Annotated in this window: 21 protein-coding genes and 1 pseudogene; 13 read left to right on the top strand and 9 right to left on the bottom strand. The window is 71.9% G+C overall.

The annotated features are described in order from the left end of the window. Nucleotides 1–11 precede the first annotated feature (11 nt). The gene (locus tag ACQF4J_RS20890) at nt 12–917 is read right to left on the bottom strand and encodes a helix-turn-helix domain-containing protein (protein ID WP_351583148.1); all 906 of its coding nucleotides are present in this window, start codon (nt 915–917) and stop codon (nt 12–14) included. 351 nt (nt 918–1,268) lie between these two features. Between ACQF4J_RS20890 and ACQF4J_RS20885 the strand changes: the two genes are divergently transcribed. The 3 genes from ACQF4J_RS20885 to ACQF4J_RS20875 all read left to right on the top strand — a co-directional run bounded on the left by ACQF4J_RS20885 (nt 1,269) and on the right by ACQF4J_RS20875 (nt 4,540). Beyond that, the gene (locus ACQF4J_RS20885; protein ID WP_351583146.1) at nt 1,269–2,510 is read left to right on the top strand and encodes an ice-binding family protein; all 1,242 of its coding nucleotides are present in this window, start codon (nt 1,269–1,271) and stop codon (nt 2,508–2,510) included. A gap of 256 nt (nt 2,511–2,766) precedes the next feature. Further along, a complete protein-coding gene (locus tag ACQF4J_RS20880) occupies nt 2,767–3,360 on the top strand; it encodes a DUF5819 family protein (protein ID WP_351583143.1) in 594 nt (197 codons plus the stop codon). After that, nucleotides 3,350–4,540: an HTTM domain-containing protein gene (locus ACQF4J_RS20875; RefSeq protein WP_351583140.1), complete on the top strand. Its 1,191-nt coding sequence runs from the start codon at nt 3,350–3,352 to the stop codon at nt 4,538–4,540. The genes ACQF4J_RS20880 and ACQF4J_RS20875 overlap by 11 nt, the downstream gene beginning before the upstream one ends. A gap of 43 nt (nt 4,541–4,583) precedes the next feature. On the opposite strand, the gene ACQF4J_RS20870 is transcribed toward ACQF4J_RS20875, so the two are convergent. After that, nucleotides 4,584–4,985, bottom strand: a complete 402-nt coding sequence (locus ACQF4J_RS20870; protein WP_351583137.1) for a winged helix-turn-helix transcriptional regulator — start codon at nt 4,983–4,985, stop codon at nt 4,584–4,586. A gap of 124 nt (nt 4,986–5,109) precedes the next feature. On the opposite strand from ACQF4J_RS20870, the gene ACQF4J_RS20865 reads away from it, so the two are divergent. Next, nucleotides 5,110–6,000, top strand: a complete 891-nt coding sequence (locus tag ACQF4J_RS20865) for an NADP-dependent oxidoreductase (RefSeq protein ID WP_351583134.1) — start codon at nt 5,110–5,112, stop codon at nt 5,998–6,000. 13 nt (nt 6,001–6,013) lie between these two features. On the opposite strand, the gene ACQF4J_RS20860 is transcribed toward ACQF4J_RS20865, so the two are convergent. Next, entirely contained in the window at nt 6,014–7,423 is a 1,410-nt protein-coding gene (locus ACQF4J_RS20860) for an MFS transporter (protein ID WP_351583131.1), read from the bottom strand. A 56-nt stretch (nt 7,424–7,479) separates the two neighbouring features. Then, nucleotides 7,480–8,286, bottom strand: coding sequence for a helix-turn-helix domain-containing protein (locus ACQF4J_RS20855; protein ID WP_351583128.1), 807 nt, complete (start codon nt 8,284–8,286; stop codon nt 7,480–7,482). Between the two features lie 154 nt (nt 8,287–8,440). Between ACQF4J_RS20855 and ACQF4J_RS20850 the strand changes: the two genes are divergently transcribed. The 7 genes from ACQF4J_RS20850 (at nt 8,441) to ACQF4J_RS20820 (ending at nt 14,191) form a co-directional block, all read left to right on the top strand. Next, entirely contained in the window at nt 8,441–9,529 is a 1,089-nt protein-coding gene (locus ACQF4J_RS20850) for an LLM class flavin-dependent oxidoreductase (protein ID WP_351583125.1), read from the top strand. Continuing rightward, nucleotides 9,526–10,143: an FMN reductase gene (locus ACQF4J_RS20845; RefSeq protein ID WP_351583122.1), complete on the top strand. Its 618-nt coding sequence runs from the start codon at nt 9,526–9,528 to the stop codon at nt 10,141–10,143. Before ACQF4J_RS20850 ends, ACQF4J_RS20845 begins: the two co-directional genes overlap by 4 nt. Nucleotides 10,144–10,294: 151 nt before the next feature. Continuing rightward, nucleotides 10,295–11,005: a response regulator transcription factor gene (locus ACQF4J_RS20840; protein WP_351583192.1), complete on the top strand. Its 711-nt coding sequence runs from the start codon at nt 10,295–10,297 to the stop codon at nt 11,003–11,005. Continuing rightward, complete coding sequence (locus tag ACQF4J_RS20835) at nt 11,006–12,445, top strand: HAMP domain-containing sensor histidine kinase (protein WP_351583120.1); 1,440 nt, start codon at nt 11,006–11,008, stop codon at nt 12,443–12,445. A 297-nt stretch (nt 12,446–12,742) separates the two neighbouring features. Continuing rightward, nucleotides 12,743–13,255, top strand: a complete 513-nt coding sequence (locus ACQF4J_RS20830) for a DUF3515 family protein (RefSeq protein WP_351583117.1) — start codon at nt 12,743–12,745, stop codon at nt 13,253–13,255. 164 nt (nt 13,256–13,419) lie between these two features. Then, complete coding sequence (locus ACQF4J_RS20825; protein WP_351583114.1) at nt 13,420–13,716, top strand: SHOCT domain-containing protein; 297 nt, start codon at nt 13,420–13,422, stop codon at nt 13,714–13,716. A gap of 175 nt (nt 13,717–13,891) precedes the next feature. Beyond that, nucleotides 13,892–14,191, top strand: a complete 300-nt coding sequence (locus ACQF4J_RS20820) for a DUF1003 domain-containing protein (protein ID WP_351583111.1) — start codon at nt 13,892–13,894, stop codon at nt 14,189–14,191. A 15-nt stretch (nt 14,192–14,206) separates the two neighbouring features. Here ACQF4J_RS20820 and ACQF4J_RS20815 read toward each other — a convergent pair whose 3' ends face one another. The 3 genes and pseudogenes from ACQF4J_RS20815 to ACQF4J_RS20805 all read right to left on the bottom strand — a co-directional run bounded on the left by ACQF4J_RS20815 (nt 14,207) and on the right by ACQF4J_RS20805 (nt 15,580). After that, nucleotides 14,207–14,608 carry an STAS domain-containing protein gene (locus tag ACQF4J_RS20815; protein WP_351583108.1) on the bottom strand — a complete coding sequence of 134 codons (402 nt, stop codon included), beginning with the start codon at nt 14,606–14,608 and terminating at the stop codon, nt 14,207–14,209. Nucleotides 14,609–14,641: 33 nt separating this feature from the next. Then, complete coding sequence (locus ACQF4J_RS20810; RefSeq protein ID WP_351583105.1) at nt 14,642–14,917, bottom strand: hypothetical protein; 276 nt, start codon at nt 14,915–14,917, stop codon at nt 14,642–14,644. Beyond that, nucleotides 14,914–15,580: pseudogene (locus ACQF4J_RS20805) on the bottom strand (DUF5994 family protein). The gene ACQF4J_RS20810 and the pseudogene ACQF4J_RS20805 overlap by 4 nt, the downstream one beginning before the upstream one ends. Before the next feature lie 282 nt (nt 15,581–15,862). On the opposite strand from ACQF4J_RS20805, the gene ACQF4J_RS20800 reads away from it, so the two are divergent. After that, the gene (locus tag ACQF4J_RS20800) at nt 15,863–16,009 is read left to right on the top strand and encodes a hypothetical protein (RefSeq protein WP_351583195.1); all 147 of its coding nucleotides are present in this window, start codon (nt 15,863–15,865) and stop codon (nt 16,007–16,009) included. Further along, entirely contained in the window at nt 16,006–16,227 is a 222-nt protein-coding gene (locus ACQF4J_RS20795) for a DUF6191 domain-containing protein (protein WP_351583189.1), read from the top strand. Before ACQF4J_RS20800 ends, ACQF4J_RS20795 begins: the two co-directional genes overlap by 4 nt. Here the strand turns inward: ACQF4J_RS20795 and ACQF4J_RS20790 are convergent. After that, a complete protein-coding gene (locus ACQF4J_RS20790; RefSeq protein ID WP_427166460.1) occupies nt 16,158–17,201 on the bottom strand; it encodes a fatty acid desaturase family protein in 1,044 nt (347 codons plus the stop codon). The genes ACQF4J_RS20795 and ACQF4J_RS20790 overlap by 70 nt on opposite strands. A 316-nt stretch (nt 17,202–17,517) precedes the next feature. Next, the gene (locus ACQF4J_RS20785; protein WP_427166459.1) at nt 17,518–18,315 is read right to left on the bottom strand and encodes a hypothetical protein; all 798 of its coding nucleotides are present in this window, start codon (nt 18,313–18,315) and stop codon (nt 17,518–17,520) included. Nucleotides 18,316–18,383 lie beyond the last annotated feature (68 nt).

Below are 18,383 nucleotides of genomic sequence, written 5' to 3'. Positions count from 1 at the left end.
CGCCGTGTGCGTCACGAAGGGCCCTGACGTCCTGCCTCGTGGGCTCGGGGCCCCGACGCCGCGTCGATGTGGGACTTCACGGCTCGGCTGATCAAGTCGCGGGTGCCGTCGGGGCTGAGGGCCTCGGCCTGGAGGCGGTCGTACATCATGCCGAAGCGCTGCAGGTCCGATTCCCTTTCCAGGTAGAGGTCGCTGGTGAAGCGCTTGAGGTACACCACCCCTGCCTGGGGACCGTCGGCGAAGCGCAGGATGGAGAACTGGCCCGCGAGTCCCGGGTGGGCGCCCGCCGCGTACGGGATCACCTGCACGGTGATGTGCGGCTCGGCGGCGAGTGCGTCGAGGTGCTCCAGCTGCTCGCGCATGATCTCGGGACCGCCGACGACACGGTGCAGGGTCGATTCGTCCAGGATGACCCACAGACGCAGCGGGGAGGCCGGGTCGTAGATCCGGTGCTGACGGCGCAGGCGGACCTTGAGGCGGCCGGCGGCCTGTTCGGCCGTCACCGGCGGGATCGTTTCCTCGATGACGGCGAGGGCGTACGCAGGGGTCTGCAACAGGCCGGGAATCGCCATGGGCTCATACGTGTGGATCGACGCGGCGTCCGTCTCCAGGCCGATGTAGAGGCTCTGGGGGTGCTCGCCGTGGGCGTTCCACCAGTCCTGCTCCGCGGACTCCCGGGCCATGTCCAGCAGAGAGTCGACGACCTGCTGATCCGTCACTCCGTAGTGGGCGCACAGGTCGCGTACGTCGCCGGGCTTGATGGCGCGGCGGCCGTTCTCGATGTGGCTGATCTTGGGCTGGGAGACCATGAGCCGCTCGGCCGCCTGCGCGCTCGTCAGTCCGCTGTCCTTGCGGAGCCTGCGCAGTTCGGCCCCCAGACGACGCCTCCTGACTGTGGGATTGATGTTCGCCACCATCTCGCGGTGTGTACCTCCGGTTCCACGTCACCACGTCACGCCTGCAAGTCCGAAGGCTGCCACGGGACATGGCTCGTTGATCATGTGCCATGCCGTCGTGGTGCGGGGTTCGGCGAATCGGACTGTGACGTTGTCATTTTCCAGTCCTCTGTCCATCGGCCTCGGAAAATCGAAAATAGTAATTTTCCAATATTCGCCGCGCATTCGAGGGCTTAATTCTCGGGATCTCGACTCTCCGCCGCTTTTCGTTGCCGCCCGACGATTGCTCCGTAATATGCCGACCAGATCAAGGCTCCCCGGGCAATTGATGAGGCCCGGTTTGCCGCGGCCCCCACAGAAAATGGCCTCTCGATGAAGCTGAAGATCCCTCAGCGGGTTCACCCCCGCACCTTGCCCAGCTTGCTGGCCTCGGCCCTCGCTGCAACGGTCGCCGCCGCGATGGTCGTCCTGACCCCCTCGCAGGCAGTCGCCATCGCCACCCCCGTACCGCTGGCCACAGCCGCGAGCTTCTCCGTCCTGGCCGGTGCGGGAGTCACCAACACCGGTGCCACGGTGATCAGCCACGACCTCGGGACGCACCCGAACCCGGCCATCACCGGCTTCCCGCCCGGCCAGGTGCTCGGCGCCGTGCACGCCGCCGACGCCGTCGCGCTTCAGGCCAAGTCCGACCTGGTCACGGCGTACAACAACGCCGCCGGCCAGGCGACGGACTTCGCGCTCGCGGCGGGAATCGGCAACGGCACCACGCTGCTCCCGGGCGTCTACACCGCTTCCTCCGGTGTCGGACTCACCGGCGACCTGATCCTGGACGCCGGCGGAAACCCGAACTCCGTCTGGGTGTTCCAGATTCCGGAAGCCCTGACGACGGCGTCCTCCAGCCGAGTGCTGCTGACGAACGGCGCCTCGCCGTGCAACGTGTACTGGCAGATCGGCAGTTCGGCCACCCTGGGCACCAACTCGACCTTCGTCGGCACCATCATGGCACTGACGGACATCCACGTGACCACGGGCACGAACATCGAGGGCCGTGCGCTGGCCCGCAACGGCGCCGTGACACTCGACACCAACAGGATCTTCCTCAACTCGTGCCCGACCGGTACGACCGGTGGCACGACGACCGGCACCACGACCGGGGTGACCGGTGGAGGCCTGGTCAGCGGCGGCCTGGTCAGCGGTGGTCTCCTGGGCGGCCCCATCGCCAGCGTCACGACCGGCGGCGGCACCGTCGGCAACACCGCGGGCAACACCGCGGGGAACACCGCGGGCAACACCGCGGGCAACACCGCGGGGAACAACGTCACCTCCGGGAACACGGCGGGCAACACCGCCGGAAACGTCGCGGGTCAGCAGGGCGGCCAACCCGGCGGCCCGGGCCATGGCGGCCCCGGACACCACGGCAAGCCGGGCCATGAGCATCAGGGTGGGCACGGCAAGCCGGACCACGGACAAGGCGGCAAGCCCGAGGAGCACAACGGCCACGGTTACGGCGGTAAGCCCGACGACCACACCGGCCAAGGCGGCTATGGCGGCTACGGCTACGGCAACGCTCCGAAGTTCGAGGGCCAGGACGCCAAGGAAGGCGACGAAGCCTAGTCGGCAACCGTGAGAGATCTCTGCACCGGATGACGGCGCGCGGCGGAAATTCCTCGATTCCGCCGCGCGCCGCCGGTGCCGGTCACAGAAACCTCGGACGCCGGACAGCGGATACGAGAAAGCTAGGTGGGCGGTGTCGAGCGGAATTGATTCAGCGCGCGTGACGGAAACCGGGCGGTCCGATGCCGGTCCGCTCCCCGGGGAGCGGCAGGGCGACGCGGCCCCACCCGGCGGGCAGCCCCCAGGTGCCGCGCCTTTGAGAGCGGGGCTGCACGCCGCCGTCCTCCTGTGTCTGGCGGCGGCTCTGGTCCACGTGGGTGCCGTCTTTCTGCACGTGGCGCCGCCCAATCCCGTCTCCAAGCGGTACAGCCGGCAGGTCGACGCCTGGGTGTATCCCCTCTTCGAACAGAACTGGCGGCTCTTCGCCCCCAACCCCGACAACGTCAACCGGCGGGTCCTGGTGAGAACCGCGCACACGGCGTCCGACGGCTCGACGCGGGTCAGCCGATGGATCGACCTGACCGCCCTGGACCGTGCCGCCGTCGAGCACGATCCGTTTCCGAGTCACACCGCCCAGAACCTGCTGCGCCGCGCCTGGGCCTCCTACGTCGACACGCACGGCCAGGACGACACGGCACGCTCGCCTCGGGCCGTGATGATGCAGAAGTACCTGGGCAACATCGCCGCCGACCGCGTGGCCGGTCAGCACCGCGGCCCGTTCGAGTTCATCCAGCTGCGGGTCGTCACCCTGCCCGTCGCCGCGCCCGGTACGGCGACCGGGCACCGGCCTCCGACGCCGGTGGAGAACCGGCTCCTGCCCTGGTGGAAGGTGAGCCCCCATGGGAAATGAGCGGATCAGCGAACTTCCCGCCCCGGCGGTCGCACCGGACCGGTCCGCGGGCCGGGCAGCCTGGGCCTCGGGCTCGCTCCACCGTCGGCTCCTGACCCGGACCGACGCCTTCTGGGCACTTGTCACCGGCCGGCCGGTGTCCCTGTACGCGACGTCGGTTCTGCGCATCGGCTACGGGCTGCTCTACCTGGTCTTCCTCCTGCGCGAGTTCCCGCACCGCGACGAGATCTGGGGCCCCGACTCCCCGTGGACCCCCGCGTTGGCGGCACAGCTCTTCGACCAGACGGGCTGGTACAGCTTCCTGATCCTGTCGGACAGCCGTGTGTACTTCGAGCTGTGCTACGCGCTGGCCCTCGTGACGTCCGCGCTGTTCATGATGGGCTGGCGGACCCGGGCCACGTCCGTGCTCTTCGCCGCCGTGGTCGCCTCCTTCCACGCCAGAGCGATCTTCATGACGGACGGCGGCGACAACCTCCTCCTGCTCATGGCCCTCTACCTCGTCCTCACCGCGTGCGGTCGCCGCTGGTCCCTGGACGCGCGCAGAGAGCGGATCAGGGCGGAACGTGCGGACGGCGTACCGCGGCGGGTGCGAGGCCCCGCCGCCCGGCAACTCAGCGAAGCAAGGCTCACGTTGGCCACAGTGGTGCACAACTGCGGCGTCTTCGTCATCGCGGCGCAGGTGTGCTTCCTGTACGGATCGGCAGGCCTCTACAAGGTCCAGGGCTCCTTCTGGGACGACGGCACCGCTCTCCACTACGTGCTGAACCTCGACCTCTTCCAGCCGTGGCCCGAGCTGTCCCATCTGATGGACCGGTATCCGCTCGTGCTGGCGGTCGTCGGCTACCTGACCGTGCTCACGCAGGTCGCTTTCCCGTTCGTGCTCTTCGGCAGGCTCAAGTACCCCGTTCTCGGCGCCCTGCTGGGCATGCACCTCGCCATCGCGGTGGTCCTGGGGCTGCCGCTGTTCTCGGCCACGATGATCATCGCGGACGCCGTGTTCCTTCCCGACCGCTTCTACGTGTTCCTGGCGCTCCTCGTGCGGCGCGCGGCCCGGCGCCACGGCCTGCGGGCACCGGTGCCGGGGCGGGTGTCCGGGCTCGGGACCGTGCCCCGTCCGGCGGACGGCCGCCGTGGTCCGGCGCCGTCGGCCCCGAAGGTGCCGGAACAGGTGCGGGAGTAGGGAGGGTAAGCAGGGCGCGGCGACTCCCAACCGCCGGGCACCTCTAGGCGTTCTCCGTGTCGTAGCGGCCCCGGGCCTCGTGGACTTCCTCGATGTGCGTCTCCGCCCAGTCCTTCACGGCGGTCAGCAGGAGGGCGAGGCTGCCGCCCAGGTGGGTGAGTTCGTAGTCGACGCGGACCGGGACGGACGGGGTGACGGTGCGGGAGAGGATGCCGTCGCGTTCCAGGGTGCGCAGGGTCTGGGTGAGCATCTTGGGGCTGACGCCGGCGATCTTGCGGCTGAGGTCGCTGTAGCGCATGGGGCCGCGGGAGAGGGCAGCGACGACCAGGCTGACCCACTTGTCGCTGAGGCGGCCGAGCAGCTCGTTCGTGGGACAGGCCTTGATGAAGGCGTCGTACTCGACGCGTGCCTGTTCGCGCCGCTGGGCCGCGGTCGTGGTCGCCATGGCTTCCCTCCGGGGGACATAGGCACTCTCAGGTAACTACTTCCGAAAGGATAGTGCCTCTTCCTAGGGTTGTCGCTGTGCACGGGAAAGCGGCACAAATACCCATGAAACAGGGAGAGTTGAGATGCGCGCAGCAGTGGTGCGGACCTTCGGCGGGCCCGAGGCCGTCGAGGTCGTGGAGACGGAACTGCCCGAGCCGGGGGCGCGGCAGATACGGATCAAGGTGGCGGCGGCCACGCTGAACCCGGTGGACGCCGGGGTGCGGGAAGGATTCTTCGGAGGCGCGGGCAAGCAGATCGGGTTCGGCTGGGACGTCGCCGGGACGGTGGACGCGACGGGCGTGGCCACGGCGTGGAGCGTCGGCGACCAGGTGGTGGCCCTCGACCCCGGCATGGTGCGGCCGGTGGGCACGCACGCGGAGTACGTCGTCGTCGACACGGACGCCGTCGCGAAGGCGCCGGCCACGGTCGACGCCGTGCACGCCTCGACGCTGCCCCTGAACGCCCTGACCGCCGCACAGGCCCTGGATCTGCTGGAGTTGACCGAGGGGCAGTCCCTGCTGGTCACCGGTGCGGCGGGCGCGGTCGGCGGCTTCGCCGTCCAACTCGCCGCCCACCGGGGGGTGTCGGTGACCGCGCAGGCCAGGACGGGCGACGAGGAGCTCGTACGGTCCCTGGGCGCCTCGCACTTCACCTCCGGTCCCGTGGGCGCGGGCACCGTCGACGCCGTGCTGGACGCCGCGGTGCTCGGGGAGGCGGCCCTGGAGTGGGTGCGGGACGGCGGCGCCTACGTCGGCGTACGGCCCGGCGGGGAGCCGGCGTCGGTGCGCGGGGTGCGGACGACGTCCGTCGCGGTCCGCCCCGACGGCGCGGGCCTGGCCGAGCTCGCCGCGCTGGTGGACCAGGGGGTGCTGACCCTCCGGGTCGCCGAGACCCACCCCCTGGACGACGCCTCCAAGGCTCACGCACGCCTCGCGGAGGGCGGCGTCCGGGGGCGCCTGGTACTGGTCCCCTAGGGCGTGTGTCGCCCTAGTGGTGCTGCTCGGCCGGTGCCTTGCTGGGCAGGAGGCGTACGAGGGGCAGGCACAGGATGAGGGACGCGGCGACGGTGGTGAGGCCGGCGTACAGGGCGTGGGTCTCGCCGCCGCCGACGGTGTGGAAGTACACCGTGGTGACGGCCGCCGCCCCGACGGCGCCCGCGAGTTGCTGTACGGCGTTGAGCGAGCCGCTCGCGCTGCCCGCCTCCTCCGGGGCGATGTCGCCGATGGTGATGTCGTAGACGGTGCCGAAGCAGGTGCCCATGCCGAGGCCGATGAGGAGGAACGGCGGGACGAGGGCCCACGCGGCCCCTTCGGCGACGAGGGCCAGGCAGCCGCAGCCGGCGAGGATCGACAGCAGTCCGGCGACGACCAGCCGGCGTCCGTGGCGGTGGATCAGCCGGTAGCAGGCGATGGAGGCGACGACGATCCCGGCGGACAGGGGGATCAGGCCGAGCGCGGTGCCCGCGGGGGAGCGGCCGAGGCCGCGCTGGAGGTAGAGGGAGACGGTGTAGAGCAGGCCGGCGACCGCGGCGAAGGTGAGGACGCCGACGACCAGGCCCGAGGTGAAGCCGCGGTTGCGCAGCAGGCTCGGGCGGATCAGCGGTTCGGGGGCCGTGCGCTGGCGGTGGCAGAAGGCGGCGAACAGGGCGAGGCCGGCGAGGAGCAGGGCGAGCGGTCGGGTTCCCCAGCCGCCGTCCGAGCCGTCGATCAGCCCGCCGAGCAGGCCCAGCATGGCGCCCGCGAGGAGTGCGGAGCCGGGGCCGTCGACGGCCACGGACGCGTCGCCGCGGTCCCGGGGGAGGAGGCGGGCGGCGGCGAGCAGGGCGGCGCCGCCCAGGAGCAGGTTGATCAGGAACATCGGGCGCCAGCCGAGCCCGGCGAGGTCGGCGTCGACCAGGAATCCGGCGAGGATCGGCCCGCCGACCGCGGACAGGCCCATGACCGGACCGAAGAGGCTGAACGCCTTCCCGATCCGGTCGCGGGGCCAGGTCGCGCCGAGGATGCCGAAACCCTGCGGGACGACGAGCGCCCCGAAGGCGCCCTGCACGAGCCGAGCGACGACCAGCGTGGCCGGGTTCGGGGCCAGGCCGCAGGCCAGGGAGGCCGCCACGAACCCGGCGAGTCCGGTCAGGAAGAGCCGGCGGCGCCCGTACCTGTCGCCGAGCCGCCCGCCGGGCACGAGCAGCACGCCGAGCGCGAGCGCGTAGGAGGCGCCGAGCCACTGCACGAGACCGGCGCCCCCGCCGAGGTCTCGTGTGATCGTCGGCGCGGCGATGTTGGTGATGGTCGCGTCGAGGAGGTCGAGGACGTCGGCGGCGAGGACCACCGCCAGGACGGCCCAGCGGGCGCGGGAGGACAGCGGAGGAGTATCCGTTGCGTTACGAAGAATCTGTGTCACGCAGATAAATATCGAGGGGTCGGCCGGGACGGTCAAGCGCATTTGGCGGCCACGGGTCAGTGCAGGCCCTGCGCCGCGTACGCCGCCGGCGGCACTCCCACCGTCGCCGTGAAGTCCCGTACCAGATGGGCCTGGTCGGCGTAGCCGAGGTCGGCGGCGAGCGCCGCCCAGTCGATATGGTCCGCGGTCTCGGCGCGCTCCAGGGCCTCGTGGACGCGGTAGCGCAGGATGACCCACTTCGGGCCCACGCCCACGTACCCGGCGAACAGGCGCTGCAGGAGTCGTACGGACATGCCCTCGGTGCGGGCCAGTTCGGTGACCCGGCGGATGCCGCGGTCGGTGCGCGCCCGCTCGACCAGGGCCGTGGCGAGATCGGCCTGCGGATCGGGCCGCGGGTCCAGGGCGAGGAGGAAGGTGTCGAGGGCGGCGACGCGGGCCGCCTCGTCGTCGGGGGCGAGGACCGCGCCGAGGTCGGCGCCCGGGAAGACCTCGGGGAAGTGGACCCGGCGGCCCGTCCACTCGCTCACCGGCCTGTCCGGTGCGAAGGGGCGGAAGGCGCCCGGGCGGAACTTGACGCCGCAGACCCGGCCCCGCCCCTCCAGCTTCTGGGTGAACAGGCCGTGCTGGACGCCGGCGACCTCCACGAAGGGCTCCTGGCCCTCGAACCGCTGGAAGACGATGTGGACGGCCGGGTGCGGGACCACGTGCGAGACGTACGGCTCGTGCAGGTCCCAGTCGATCAGCCAGTAGTGCTCGACGTACCTGCGCAGCGGTCCGGCGGCGTCCGGGCGGCGGAAGTCCACGCGCGCGAGGAAGTCCGCGGCGCCGACGATGCCTCGGGTGTCACGGCGTGGGGCGGCCATGTCCGGATCGTAGGACGGGGCACTGACAACGCGCGGAATGCGGGGCACTGACGACGCACGGAATGGGGGCCACTGACGACGCGCGGAATACCGGGAGCCCGGCCCTCGTTTGCCGGTATAGTTTAACGGTCAACAACTTGGAGGTTGAGCGACCATGCAGTTCGGGATCTTCAGCGTCGGCGATGTCACGCCGGACCCGACGACGGGCCGTACGCCGACCGAGCGCGAGCGGATCAAGGCCATGGTCGCCATCGCGCTGAAGGCCGAGGAAGCCGGCCTGGACGTCTTCGCGACCGGCGAGCACCACAACCCGCCGTTCGTCCCCTCGTCCCCGACGACCATGCTCGGCTACATCGCGGCGCAGACGGAGAAGCTGATCCTCTCCACCTCCACCACCCTCATCACCACCAACGACCCGGTGAAGATCGCCGAGGACTTCGCGATGCTCCAGCACCTGGCCGACGGCCGGGTGGACCTCATGATGGGCCGCGGCAACACCGGCCCGGTCTACCCCTGGTTCGGGCAGGACATCCGCGAGGGCATCAACCTCGCGATAGAGAACTACGCGCTGCTGCGCCGCCTGTGGCGCGAGGACGTCGTCGACTGGGAGGGCAAGTTCCGCAGCCCGCTGCAGGGCTTCACCTCCACCCCGCGCCCGCTGGACGGCGTACCGCCCTTCGTCTGGCACGGCTCCATCCGCTCCCCGGAGATCGCCGAGCAGGCCGCCTACTACGGCGACGGCTTCTTCCACAACAACATCTTCTGGCCCGCCGACCACACCAAGCGCATGGTCGAGCTGTACCGGACCCGGTACGCGCACTACGGCCACGGGACGCCGGAGCAGGCGATCGTCGGCCTGGGCGGCCAGGTGTTCATGCGGAAGAACTCGCAGGACGCGGTGCGCGAGTTCCGCCCCTACTTCGACGTCGCCCCGGTCTACGGCCACGGGCCGTCCCTGGAGGACTTCACCGACCAGACCCCGCTCACCGTCGGCTCCCCGCAGCAGGTGATCGAGAAGACGTTGGCCTTCCGGGAGTACGCCGGTGACTACCAGCGCCAGCTGTTCCTGGTCGACCACGCGGGGCTGCCGCTGAAGACCGTCCTGGAGCAGATCGACATGCTCGGCGAAGAGGTCGTGCCGGTGCTGCGCAAGGAGTTCGCGGTCGGCCGCCCGGCCGACGTGCCCGAGGCGCCCACCCACACGTCCCTGCTCGCCGCCGCACGGAAGGAGACCACCGTATGAAGCTCGTCGTCGTCTCGGCGGGGCTGAGCGTGCCCTCGTCCACGCGGCTGCTGGGTGACCGGCTGGCCGCGGCCGCCGGCCGGCACACGCCGGTCGAGACCGAGGTGGTCGAGCTGCGCGACCTCGCCGTGGAGATCGCGCACAACTTCACCAACGGGTTCCCGGGCCGCGCCCTGTCCGCCGCCCAGGACGCGGTGGCGAAGGCCGACGGACTGATCGTCGTCACCCCGGTGTTCTCCGCCTCCTACAGCGGGCTGTTCAAGTCCTTCTTCGACGTCCTCGACAAGGACGCGCTGGAGGGCAAGCCGGTGCTGATCGCGGCGACCGGCGGCACGGCCCGGCACTCCCTGGTGCTGGAGCACGCGCTGCGCCCGCTGTTCGCGTACCTGCGCGCCGTGGTCGTACCCACCGGTGTGTACGCCGCGTCGGAGGACTGGGGCGCGGAGGGGCTGGACGGACGGATCGAGCGGGCGGCGGGCGAACTGGCCGCGCTGATGACGGGCCTGTCCGGTGCACGGCCGGTCCGGGACGGCTTCGACGTCGTGCCCTTCGCCGACCGGCTCGCGGCGCTGTCGCCCACCGGCCCGTCCGGGACCGCCCCCGCCGCGGTCTGAGGCGGCACGCGACCTACGGTGAGAAGACGGTAGGCGTAGGGTCGCGGTTGCCTCTGTGACGGTGAGAGCGCGGTAAAAAAGGCCGATGGTAGCCCAGCTCACCCGGCTGAACCGCGGCAGCGCTTGGCAAACTGGTCCCGTGCCCCAAACCGTGCTGCTCGCCGAAGACGACCGTGCCATCCGTCACGCCCTGGAACGCGCCCTGACCCTGGAGGGCTACCAGGTCACCGCGGTCGCCGACGGCGTCGAGGCGCTGGCGCAGGCCCACCGCACCCCGCCCGACGTGCTCCTCCTCGACGTGATGATGCCCGGCATCGACGGCCTCCAGGTCTGCCGGGTGCTGCGCGCCGAGGGGGACCGCACCCCCATCCTGATGCTCACCGCGCTCGTCGAGACCGCGGACCGCATCGCCGGCCTGGACGCGGGCGCCGACGACTACGTCGTCAAGCCCTTCGACGTCGAGGAGGTCTTCGCCCGGCTGCGCGCGCTGCTGCGCCGGACGTCCCCCGACAACGGCGCCGTCGCCGACGTACCGAAGGAGGTCCCGACCGTCTCCGCCGACCGGCAGATCGAGGCGGCCGGACTGCGCATGGACGTGCAGGCGCGGCGCGCCTGGCGCGGGGAGCGCGAGCTGGAGCTGACCCGCACCGAGTTCGAGCTGCTGGAACTGCTCGTACGCAACGCGGGCATAGTCCTCGACCACTCCACGATCTACGACCGGATCTGGGGCTACGACTTCGGCCCGGGCTCCAAGAACCTCGCCGTCTACGTCGGCTACCTCCGCCGCAAGCTCGACGAGCCCGGCGCCCCGCAGCTCATCCACACGGTCCGTGGCGTGGGTTACGTGCTGCGGGAGGACTGAGTGGGGCGGCTCAGGCGGCTGCTGGCCAGACGGCGGCCCGGGCTGGTCTCCCTGCGCACCACGTTCGCCGTGTCGTTCGCGACGGTCACGGCGGCCGTCACCGTGCTCGTCGGCGTGCTGTCGTACAACGCCGCCGCGCGGCTGGTCCGGGTCGACCAGGAGTCCGTGTTCGACCAGGTGGTGCAGGACCTGCGGGACGAGGTCCGCCAGCACCGGATGACGCCGGACGACTTCTCCTCCTCGGCGCCGGGGCACGACATCGTCCGCCCCGCCCGGACGGACGTGCAGGTGCTGGGGCCGGACGGGAAGGTCGTCGACTCCGGGAGCCCGGGGCTGCCTGTCATCGCCAAGGACCGCAGGATCGCGGCCGCCCGGGCGGCCGGGAAGATGGTCGAGCACAAGGACGTGGACGTCGACGCGGACGTCTACCGCATCGCGACCGTCTCCCTCGGTGCCGGGCGGGGGGCGGTGCAGGTCGCGCAGGAGTTCAGCGACACCGAGGACCTGCTGCGGGCCCTGCAACAGCGCACGCTCATCCTGATGGGCGCGGTCGTCACGGCCGCCGGTCTGTTCGGCTGGTGGCTGGCCCGGCGCATCACCCGCCGCCTGATCATCCTGACCTCGGCCGCGGAGGACGTCGCCCGCACCCGGCAGCTCGGCATCGAGGTGCCGGTCGCCGGCTACGACGAGGTGGGCCGCCTCGGCCGCGCCTTCGACCGCATGCTGGGGCGGCTGGCCCAGTCCGAGGAGGACCAGCGCCGACTGGTCCAGGACGCCGGCCACGAATTGCGCACCCCCCTGACCTCGCTGCGCACCAACATCTCCCTGCTGCGCCGCATCGACGAGCTGCCGCCCGCCACCCGTGAGGAACTCGTCGCCGACCTCGGCCAGGAGGCCCGCGAACTGACCGACCTGGTCAACGAGTTGGTGGACCTGGCGGCGGGCCAGTCGGACACCGAGCCGCCGCAGCGGGTGGACATCGCCGACATAGCCGAGGACGTCGCCGGGCTGGCGCGGCGCCGCACCGGACGCGTCATCACCGTCCGCGCGAGCGGCGACACCACGACCGACGGCCGGCCCGGCATGCTCACCCGCGCGCTGTCCAACCTCGTCGAGAACGCGGCCAAGTTCGACCGGGACGGCAACGGACCCATCGAGATCGCCGTCCACGGCCCCGCCCGCCCCGGCACCGTCCGCGTCGAGGTCCTCGACCGCGGCCCCGGCGTGGCCGACCCCGACCTGATCCGCATCTTCGACCGCTTCTACCGGGCCGCCGACGCGAGGTCCCTGCCGGGTTCCGGCCTGGGCCTGTCGATCGTCCGCGAGGTGGCCATGGCCCACGGCGGCGCACCCTTCGCCCTCCAACGCGACGGAGGCGGTGCGGTGATCGGCTTCACCGTCGGCGGCATCCCCACGGGCGGACTGCGCGACGGGGGGTGAGACCGGGGCGGACGGCTGGAGCCGCGTGCCGGGGGTCGGCGGGGCCGGGGTGATGGGGCTGATGCGGCAGGCGGGCGGGGGCCCGAGAGGAGCGGCACGGGTCGGCGGTGGCGGGCGTCGGGCCCGGAGCCGGGCGGAACCGGATTGCCCTGGGGCGGGGGCGCTGTGCCCCTCGTACCGCGAATCCTGCGGAGGCACGGTGGTGATCGGTGGGGGCCGTGCGGGTGGGGGTGGTGCCGGTGGAAGACTTCCCGTTCGGGGCGGCGGGCGGGTGCCTGCCGTGGGGGAGGACAGGGCGTGAAGGCTTTACGGGGTGGACGGCGGGTGCGGGTCGCCGTCGCGTTGGGCGGGGTCGGGGTCGTCGTCGGGGGCGTGCTCGTGGCGCGTGAGGTGAGCGCGCCGGACTTCGGGATCGAGGCCGCCGCCGCGGGCGGCACACCGCAGTGCGCGCGGATCGCGCGGGCGTACCCGGACGGCTTCGGCGGGCGGCGCCGGGATCGCACCTCGCTGCCCGGGGTCGGAATATGGGGCGACGGTGACGTCACCGCGCGCTGCGGTGTCGAGCCCCCCGCCCCGACGCCGGACGCGTGCCTGAGCGTCGACGGCGTCGACTGGGTGTGGCGCCCGGCCGAGCCCGGCAGTACCCGCAGGGTCCTCGTCACCTACGGCCGCGACCCCGCCGTCGAGGTCACGGTCTCCGACAGGTTCGCCGGGACGGACGAGGTGCTGGTGGCGATGAGCCGGGTGGTGAGACCGGTGGCGCAGCACGGGAAGTGCATAGGCGACGAGGACGTCCCCCTGTCCGGCTGAGGCCGCCGGGCGGGTCGGCACGTCAGGGTCCATCGGCCCGGGGCGCTGTCCCCACCGGCCCATGCCCGCGCCCCAGGTGGGCGGGATGGTGGGGGGTGAGACGTCGGGCAGCGGTCGCGGGTGTCGGTCCGTGGCGGTCCGGCCGCGAGAGGGTGAGTGCCGTGATGTTCTGGTACAACCACGATGTCAGCGGGTGGGGCTGGTTCACGATGTCGGTCGGCATGATCCTGTTCTGGGCCGTGCTCATCGCGCTCGGCGTCCTGCTCTTCCGCGCCCTCGCCCGGTCGGGCGACTCCCCGACGTCCACCGGCACCCCGCCGCGCGGCCCGGCGAGCTCCACCGCCGAGCAGCTGCTCGCCGAGCGCTTCGCTCGGGGTGAGATCGACGAGGACGAGTACCGTCACCGCCTGGCCGTGCTGCACGGCACGGGCGACACCGGGCCACGGCTCAGCAAGAGCTGAGCCGGCCGGGCGGGCCCGCGGTGACGCTGTTCGAGGTCGATGTCGTCGACACCCTCGGCACGGCGACTCGACCACGGTCGACCTCGTGCGTCGGCACTGGCGGCGCGCCGCGTCCTGGCCGTCTCTCCAGGGTCCGGCGCATGCTCGGCGTCACGAGTACGACGGGTGTCCTGCCGTGGACATCGGCGTGTTCTCGCCTACGACGGGCCCGGCCGGCGGGCTGTCTCGGGGCGGCGAGGCCGCCGTGGGGGCCGTCGGCGTCCACCACCGGCCGCGGCCGCTGGTGCCGGCAGAGTCCGGCGTGGTCGGCGGCAGTTCCTGGCCCACGCTGACGCTCGTGGTCTCGCTGGAGGCGATCTTCCTCTCCACGTTGGTCATGATCGGCCAGAACCGGCAGGCGGCCTTCCAGCAGATCAAGGCCGACCACGACTTCGTCGAGCAGGAGTTGGAACTCAAGACCGACACACCGAGCTGACCCGAGCGATCCACCTCATGACCACCGAACCGCACCGTCGTCTGATCGAGGACGGTGCGGAGCGGTAGCGCCTCCCACGGCCCGCGAGGCGTCGGCGCGGTCCGTCACAGGAAGCACGCGGTTCGAGCCGGTGTCCGCGAGGAGCCGTGCGGTCTGTGCGGACGGGTAGTGCAGTCGCAAGGACGCGTGTGTCTCGGCGGCGTGACGTGAGGTGTCGAGGAAGACACGAAGGCCGCTGCGGTCGCAGAGGCCGACGGTGGTCAGGTCGACGTCGATGGTGGTCATGCCGTCGTACAGGCACCGTTCCAGAGCGGCGCGGACAAGGGGCGCGGTGGTCGCGTCGATCTCACCGGCCAGCGTGATCAGTGCTCGCCTGCCCCGGTCGTGCCGGTAGATGTTCAGCCGCGGAAGAGTCATGATGCCTCGATCCCTGGATCCCACCGGCCCGTCTCACCCGTGGCGGGTGGTACGACTGCTGCGGCGGCGCGGCGGGAAGCGGCCACGCCCCCCGTCGCGGTGGTCCCGCCGTTCGTCGGCGGTCGGCGGGCCGGACCGGTGCGGTCCCAGCGGGGACTGCGGAGTGCCGCGTCCGCGGCGGTCGGGCCGGGGGGCGCTGTACCGGTGCACGGCGATCCTGTCGGCGTGCTCGATGTTGAGCCGGTGGATCACGTATGCCGCCGCTGCGATGAGGACGACGAACGCGGCGGCGGTCAGGAACGCGTTCATGGCAGCCTCCTCACAAGGCGGAGATCGGGCGCCGCGGACGACATCGCGGAGGCGCCGCCCTCGTACTCCCATGCCTCGTCCGCGTCCAGCTGCGCTTCGGTGGCGGCGACGCCGTGCCGGGCCTCGTCCGCGGCGATGAGCGCGCTCGCGGTCAGCGGCGGGCCGTCGCGGTCTGACGCCGCCGCCATCAGGCGGGCCGCCGACTCCGCGCCGGTCCCGGGCGGGATGATCAACAGGTCCCAGCGGCCGGTGCCGTAGGAGAGCAGCAGCAGTTTGTGCGGGTCGATCTCCGGCGTGAACCAGCCGACCTTGACGACGTGGCCGTGCACCGGAACCTTGCGGGGGATGACCGGCCAGTGCTCGGGGTTGACGGCGATGCGGGTGATGCGGCCCCACAAGGGGTCCAACACGTCCGTCAGCGCGGGCAGTTCGCTCAGCAGGTCCCGGGAGCGGGGCCACCAGGCACCGTCCAGGAGTCCGCGGGAGGCGCCGTCGGTCTTCAGGGCGAGACGCACGGCCGGGGCTGCGACGGGCTCGGGATGCGGCAGGGTGGGGTACAGGGTGGCCGACATGATGCGGACCCGTCTCCAGGCCGCCGGCTGCGGCGGCCTGGGCTTTGTGTCTCGCCGAGAACGACCCGGCGTGGCGGCCGGTGTACGAAATGCCCTCGGTTTCTCCAGCCTACTCCCCGCCCGGCCGCGGCGCGGACCTGCGGCGGCGCGCCGACCGGCAGGCCTGACCGGCATCCTCACCCCCGACTCGGGCGAGGTGCACTTCGACGGATGCCGCATCGACACCCTGAACGAGGCCGAGCGCAGCGTCCTGCGCCGCGACACTTCGCTTCGTCTTCCAGTTCGGCCGGCAGCCCCTAGTTGACCGCCGAGGAGAACGTCGCCCTGCCGCTTGGCGCATCGGCGATTTCAGGAACAGGGCGGAGGCGGCGAAGTGCGTACCGGTCACGACCTGGTGGCGCCGGGCGTGGCGTACTACGCGCTCGTCGCCCTCGGCCTCGTCGCCTCGCTGGGCATCATCGCCTCGCCCCTCCCCCTGCTCAAACGCATCACCGGCCCGGAGGCCGCCCGCAACGGCTGACGCGCCAACCCTTCCTCCCGAGCGCCCACCACGTCCAGGACGAGCGACAGCGTCCGGAGTGGATGCGCGACGACGAGGGCGAGCGCGCCCCCTGCCGCGGGCCGATCGACCTCGACAGCGGCATCGTCCGCATCAGGATCGGCGGCTCTCAGGGTGCGACGCGGGCGTGCCGGAGTGGTGCTCCGGCCTGGTGGAGGCTGGCGAGGGCCAGCCGGTAGGAGGTGATCAATCCGGTCTCCACGTAGTCCAGACCCAGTTCCTGGCAGTGGCGTCGCACGATGGTGCGGGCCCTGCGCAGGTTGGGGCTGGGCATGCTGGGGAACAGATGGTGCTCGATCTGGTGGTTCAGCCCGCCCAGGGCGAGGTCGGTGAACCAGCCGCCGCCCACGTTGCGTGAGGTGAGCACCTGGCGACGGAGGAAGTCGGGGCGGTCCGCGCCCTTCAGGATGGGCATGCCCTTGTGGTTGGGCGCGAAGACGGAACCGAGGTAGACGCCGAACAGGCACTGGTGGACGGCGAGGAAGGCGATCGCCATACCGGGCGGCAGCAGCCACAGCAGCACGGTCAGGTAGAGCCCGAAGTGCGCGAACAGCAGGACGCCGTCCAGCGGGCGCTGCTTGAGCGAGCGATTGCGCAGTGCCCGCACGCTCGACACGTGCAGGTTGAAGCCCTCCAGGGTGAGCAGCGGGAAGAACAGGAACGCCTGCCGGCGACCGATCAGCCGGGGGAGCCCCTTGGCGGCCCGGGCCTGGTCCTGGGACCAGACCAGCAGGTTGGGGTCGAGATCGGGGTCGAGTTCCTCGTGGTTGGGGTTGGCGTGGTGGCGAGTGTGCTTGTCCTGCCACCACCCGTAGCCCATCCCGATTCCCGCACCGGCGATCCGCCCGGACAGCTCGCTGGCCCGGCGTCGGCGGAACACCTGGCGGTGCGCCGCGTCATGGGCGAGCAGGGCGACCTGGCCGAAGACGACGGCCAGGAAGGCGGCCACGGCCAGTGTCCACCAGCTGTCGCCGATGAGCGCGACGGCGGCCCACCCGCCTACGTAGAGCCCGGCGACCACCGTGGTCCGCAGCGCGTAGTAGCCGGGGCGGCGCCCCAGCAGCCCGGCGGCGGCGATCTTTCTCGACAGTTGGGCGAAGTCGCTGCCGGACGCCTCCGAGGGCGGGGGCCGGACCATGGTGTTGCTGCTCATGATGGTGGAAGACTCTCCGGGAAAGGCCGAACGGCTCGGCGGCCGCCCCGGTAGCCGCTGGCAGGGGCCGCAGGCAGGGTCTTACGTCCTCCGTCGTGCGGACGCTGCACGCGACCGCGGAAACGGGAGGAGGTCTGCTTCGTCGGTCAGCGGCTGCGCAGGCCCTCTGTCCGCGGGCGGGTACCCGGCCGGGAGTGCCTCACACCATGACGGACGGGGCCTGTGGAGCGGTCCGCATGCCTTTCGGCAGAACAGACCGACTCGGTCGGTGAGCCGGATCCCGCTGAGCGCTGAGGCGTGCTCGACTCCGGGCCGGTCAGGCCGCGGTCCCGGTGACGAGGACGGCAACGGTGACCGGGCCCGGGGCGTCCGTGGCCGCCGCGGCGGCCACGGACGCCCGGACGGTGCGCGCGACTTCCAGGGGATGGTGTCCGGGGGCAACCGCGAGGTGGACCTCGACACGCCGACCGGGTTGGTCGGCACGGTCCTCCACCTTGACCGGGCGGGTCCCCAGCACGCTGGCGAGGCCGGCGACGCCCGGAACTCCCGTTACGACGTCCGCCAGGTCTCCGACGGGCCCTCGCGGGGAGCCCGCTCCGGCACCCGGGAGCGAGCTTCTTGCGGCTGCGGGCGCAGGTGCAGGCGGGGCTGGGGCTGGGGATGCCGGTGCGGGCCTCATGGGTTCCGCACCGGTCCGCGACTTCGTGTCCGTCTGCGGGATCTCGTGGAGACCAGTGACGCGCAGGTCGGCCGTCACGGTGGCCAGGCCGAGCCGTCGAGCGGCGGCGTCCAGCAGCGTGCTCCTCAACTCGTCGGCGGTTTCGGGCAGTGGCCGCCCGAGTGATGCCGAGAAGGCGGCTTCGATCCGGAGCGGGCCCGGCGGCATCGCGCCGGCCGGCGGACGGACGGCCGGTTCGGACACGGGTTCCAGCGGCGCCGGCCCGATACGCACGGACTCCAGCCGTACCCCGGGGATCTCGCTCGCAGCCCGCCCGAGCACCTGGACGGCCGTCTGCTCGGTGATCCATGCCCCGTCGGCGGGCCCGCCCAGCGGCAGCAGCCGGCCCAGGCCGAACTGGTGCCGTACCGCCTGCGTCCATGCTTCGGTCTTCACGGGCGTCTCACCCTCTCTCAGGCGACCTGTCCGACCCTCGCCCCTCGCGACATTCCTCCCCCGTCGCA

The organism is Streptomyces sp. C1-1 (assembly GCF_050214755.1).
In the GTDB taxonomy this organism is placed as follows: domain Bacteria; phylum Actinomycetota; class Actinomycetes; order Streptomycetales; family Streptomycetaceae; genus Streptomyces.
This window is presented reverse-complemented; position numbering and strand designations above follow the sequence as displayed.

What these genes read in the sequence shown, in the direction of transcription:
- ACQF4J_RS20890 (WP_351583148.1), bottom strand. Translation starts at nt 917, where the DNA reads ATGGTGGCGAACATCAATCCCACAGTCAGGAGGCGTCGTCTGGGGGCC.
- ACQF4J_RS20885 (WP_351583146.1), top strand. Translation starts at nt 1,269, where the DNA reads ATGAAGCTGAAGATCCCTCAGCGGGTTCACCCCCGCACCTTGCCCAGC.
- ACQF4J_RS20875 (WP_351583140.1), top strand. Translation starts at nt 3,350, where the DNA reads ATGGGAAATGAGCGGATCAGCGAACTTCCCGCCCCGGCGGTCGCACCG.
- ACQF4J_RS20870 (WP_351583137.1), bottom strand. Translation starts at nt 4,985, where the DNA reads ATGGCGACCACGACCGCGGCCCAGCGGCGCGAACAGGCACGCGTCGAG.
- ACQF4J_RS20865 (WP_351583134.1), top strand. Translation starts at nt 5,110, where the DNA reads ATGCGCGCAGCAGTGGTGCGGACCTTCGGCGGGCCCGAGGCCGTCGAG.
- ACQF4J_RS20855 (WP_351583128.1), bottom strand. Translation starts at nt 8,286, where the DNA reads ATGGCCGCCCCACGCCGTGACACCCGAGGCATCGTCGGCGCCGCGGAC.
- ACQF4J_RS20850 (WP_351583125.1), top strand. Translation starts at nt 8,441, where the DNA reads ATGCAGTTCGGGATCTTCAGCGTCGGCGATGTCACGCCGGACCCGACG.
- ACQF4J_RS20845 (WP_351583122.1), top strand. Translation starts at nt 9,526, where the DNA reads ATGAAGCTCGTCGTCGTCTCGGCGGGGCTGAGCGTGCCCTCGTCCACG.
- ACQF4J_RS20825 (WP_351583114.1), top strand. Translation starts at nt 13,420, where the DNA reads ATGTTCTGGTACAACCACGATGTCAGCGGGTGGGGCTGGTTCACGATG.
- ACQF4J_RS20815 (WP_351583108.1), bottom strand. Translation starts at nt 14,608, where the DNA reads ATGACTCTTCCGCGGCTGAACATCTACCGGCACGACCGGGGCAGGCGA.
- ACQF4J_RS20810 (WP_351583105.1), bottom strand. Translation starts at nt 14,917, where the DNA reads ATGAACGCGTTCCTGACCGCCGCCGCGTTCGTCGTCCTCATCGCAGCG.
- ACQF4J_RS20790 (WP_427166460.1), bottom strand. Translation starts at nt 17,201, where the DNA reads ATGAGCAGCAACACCATGGTCCGGCCCCCGCCCTCGGAGGCGTCCGGC.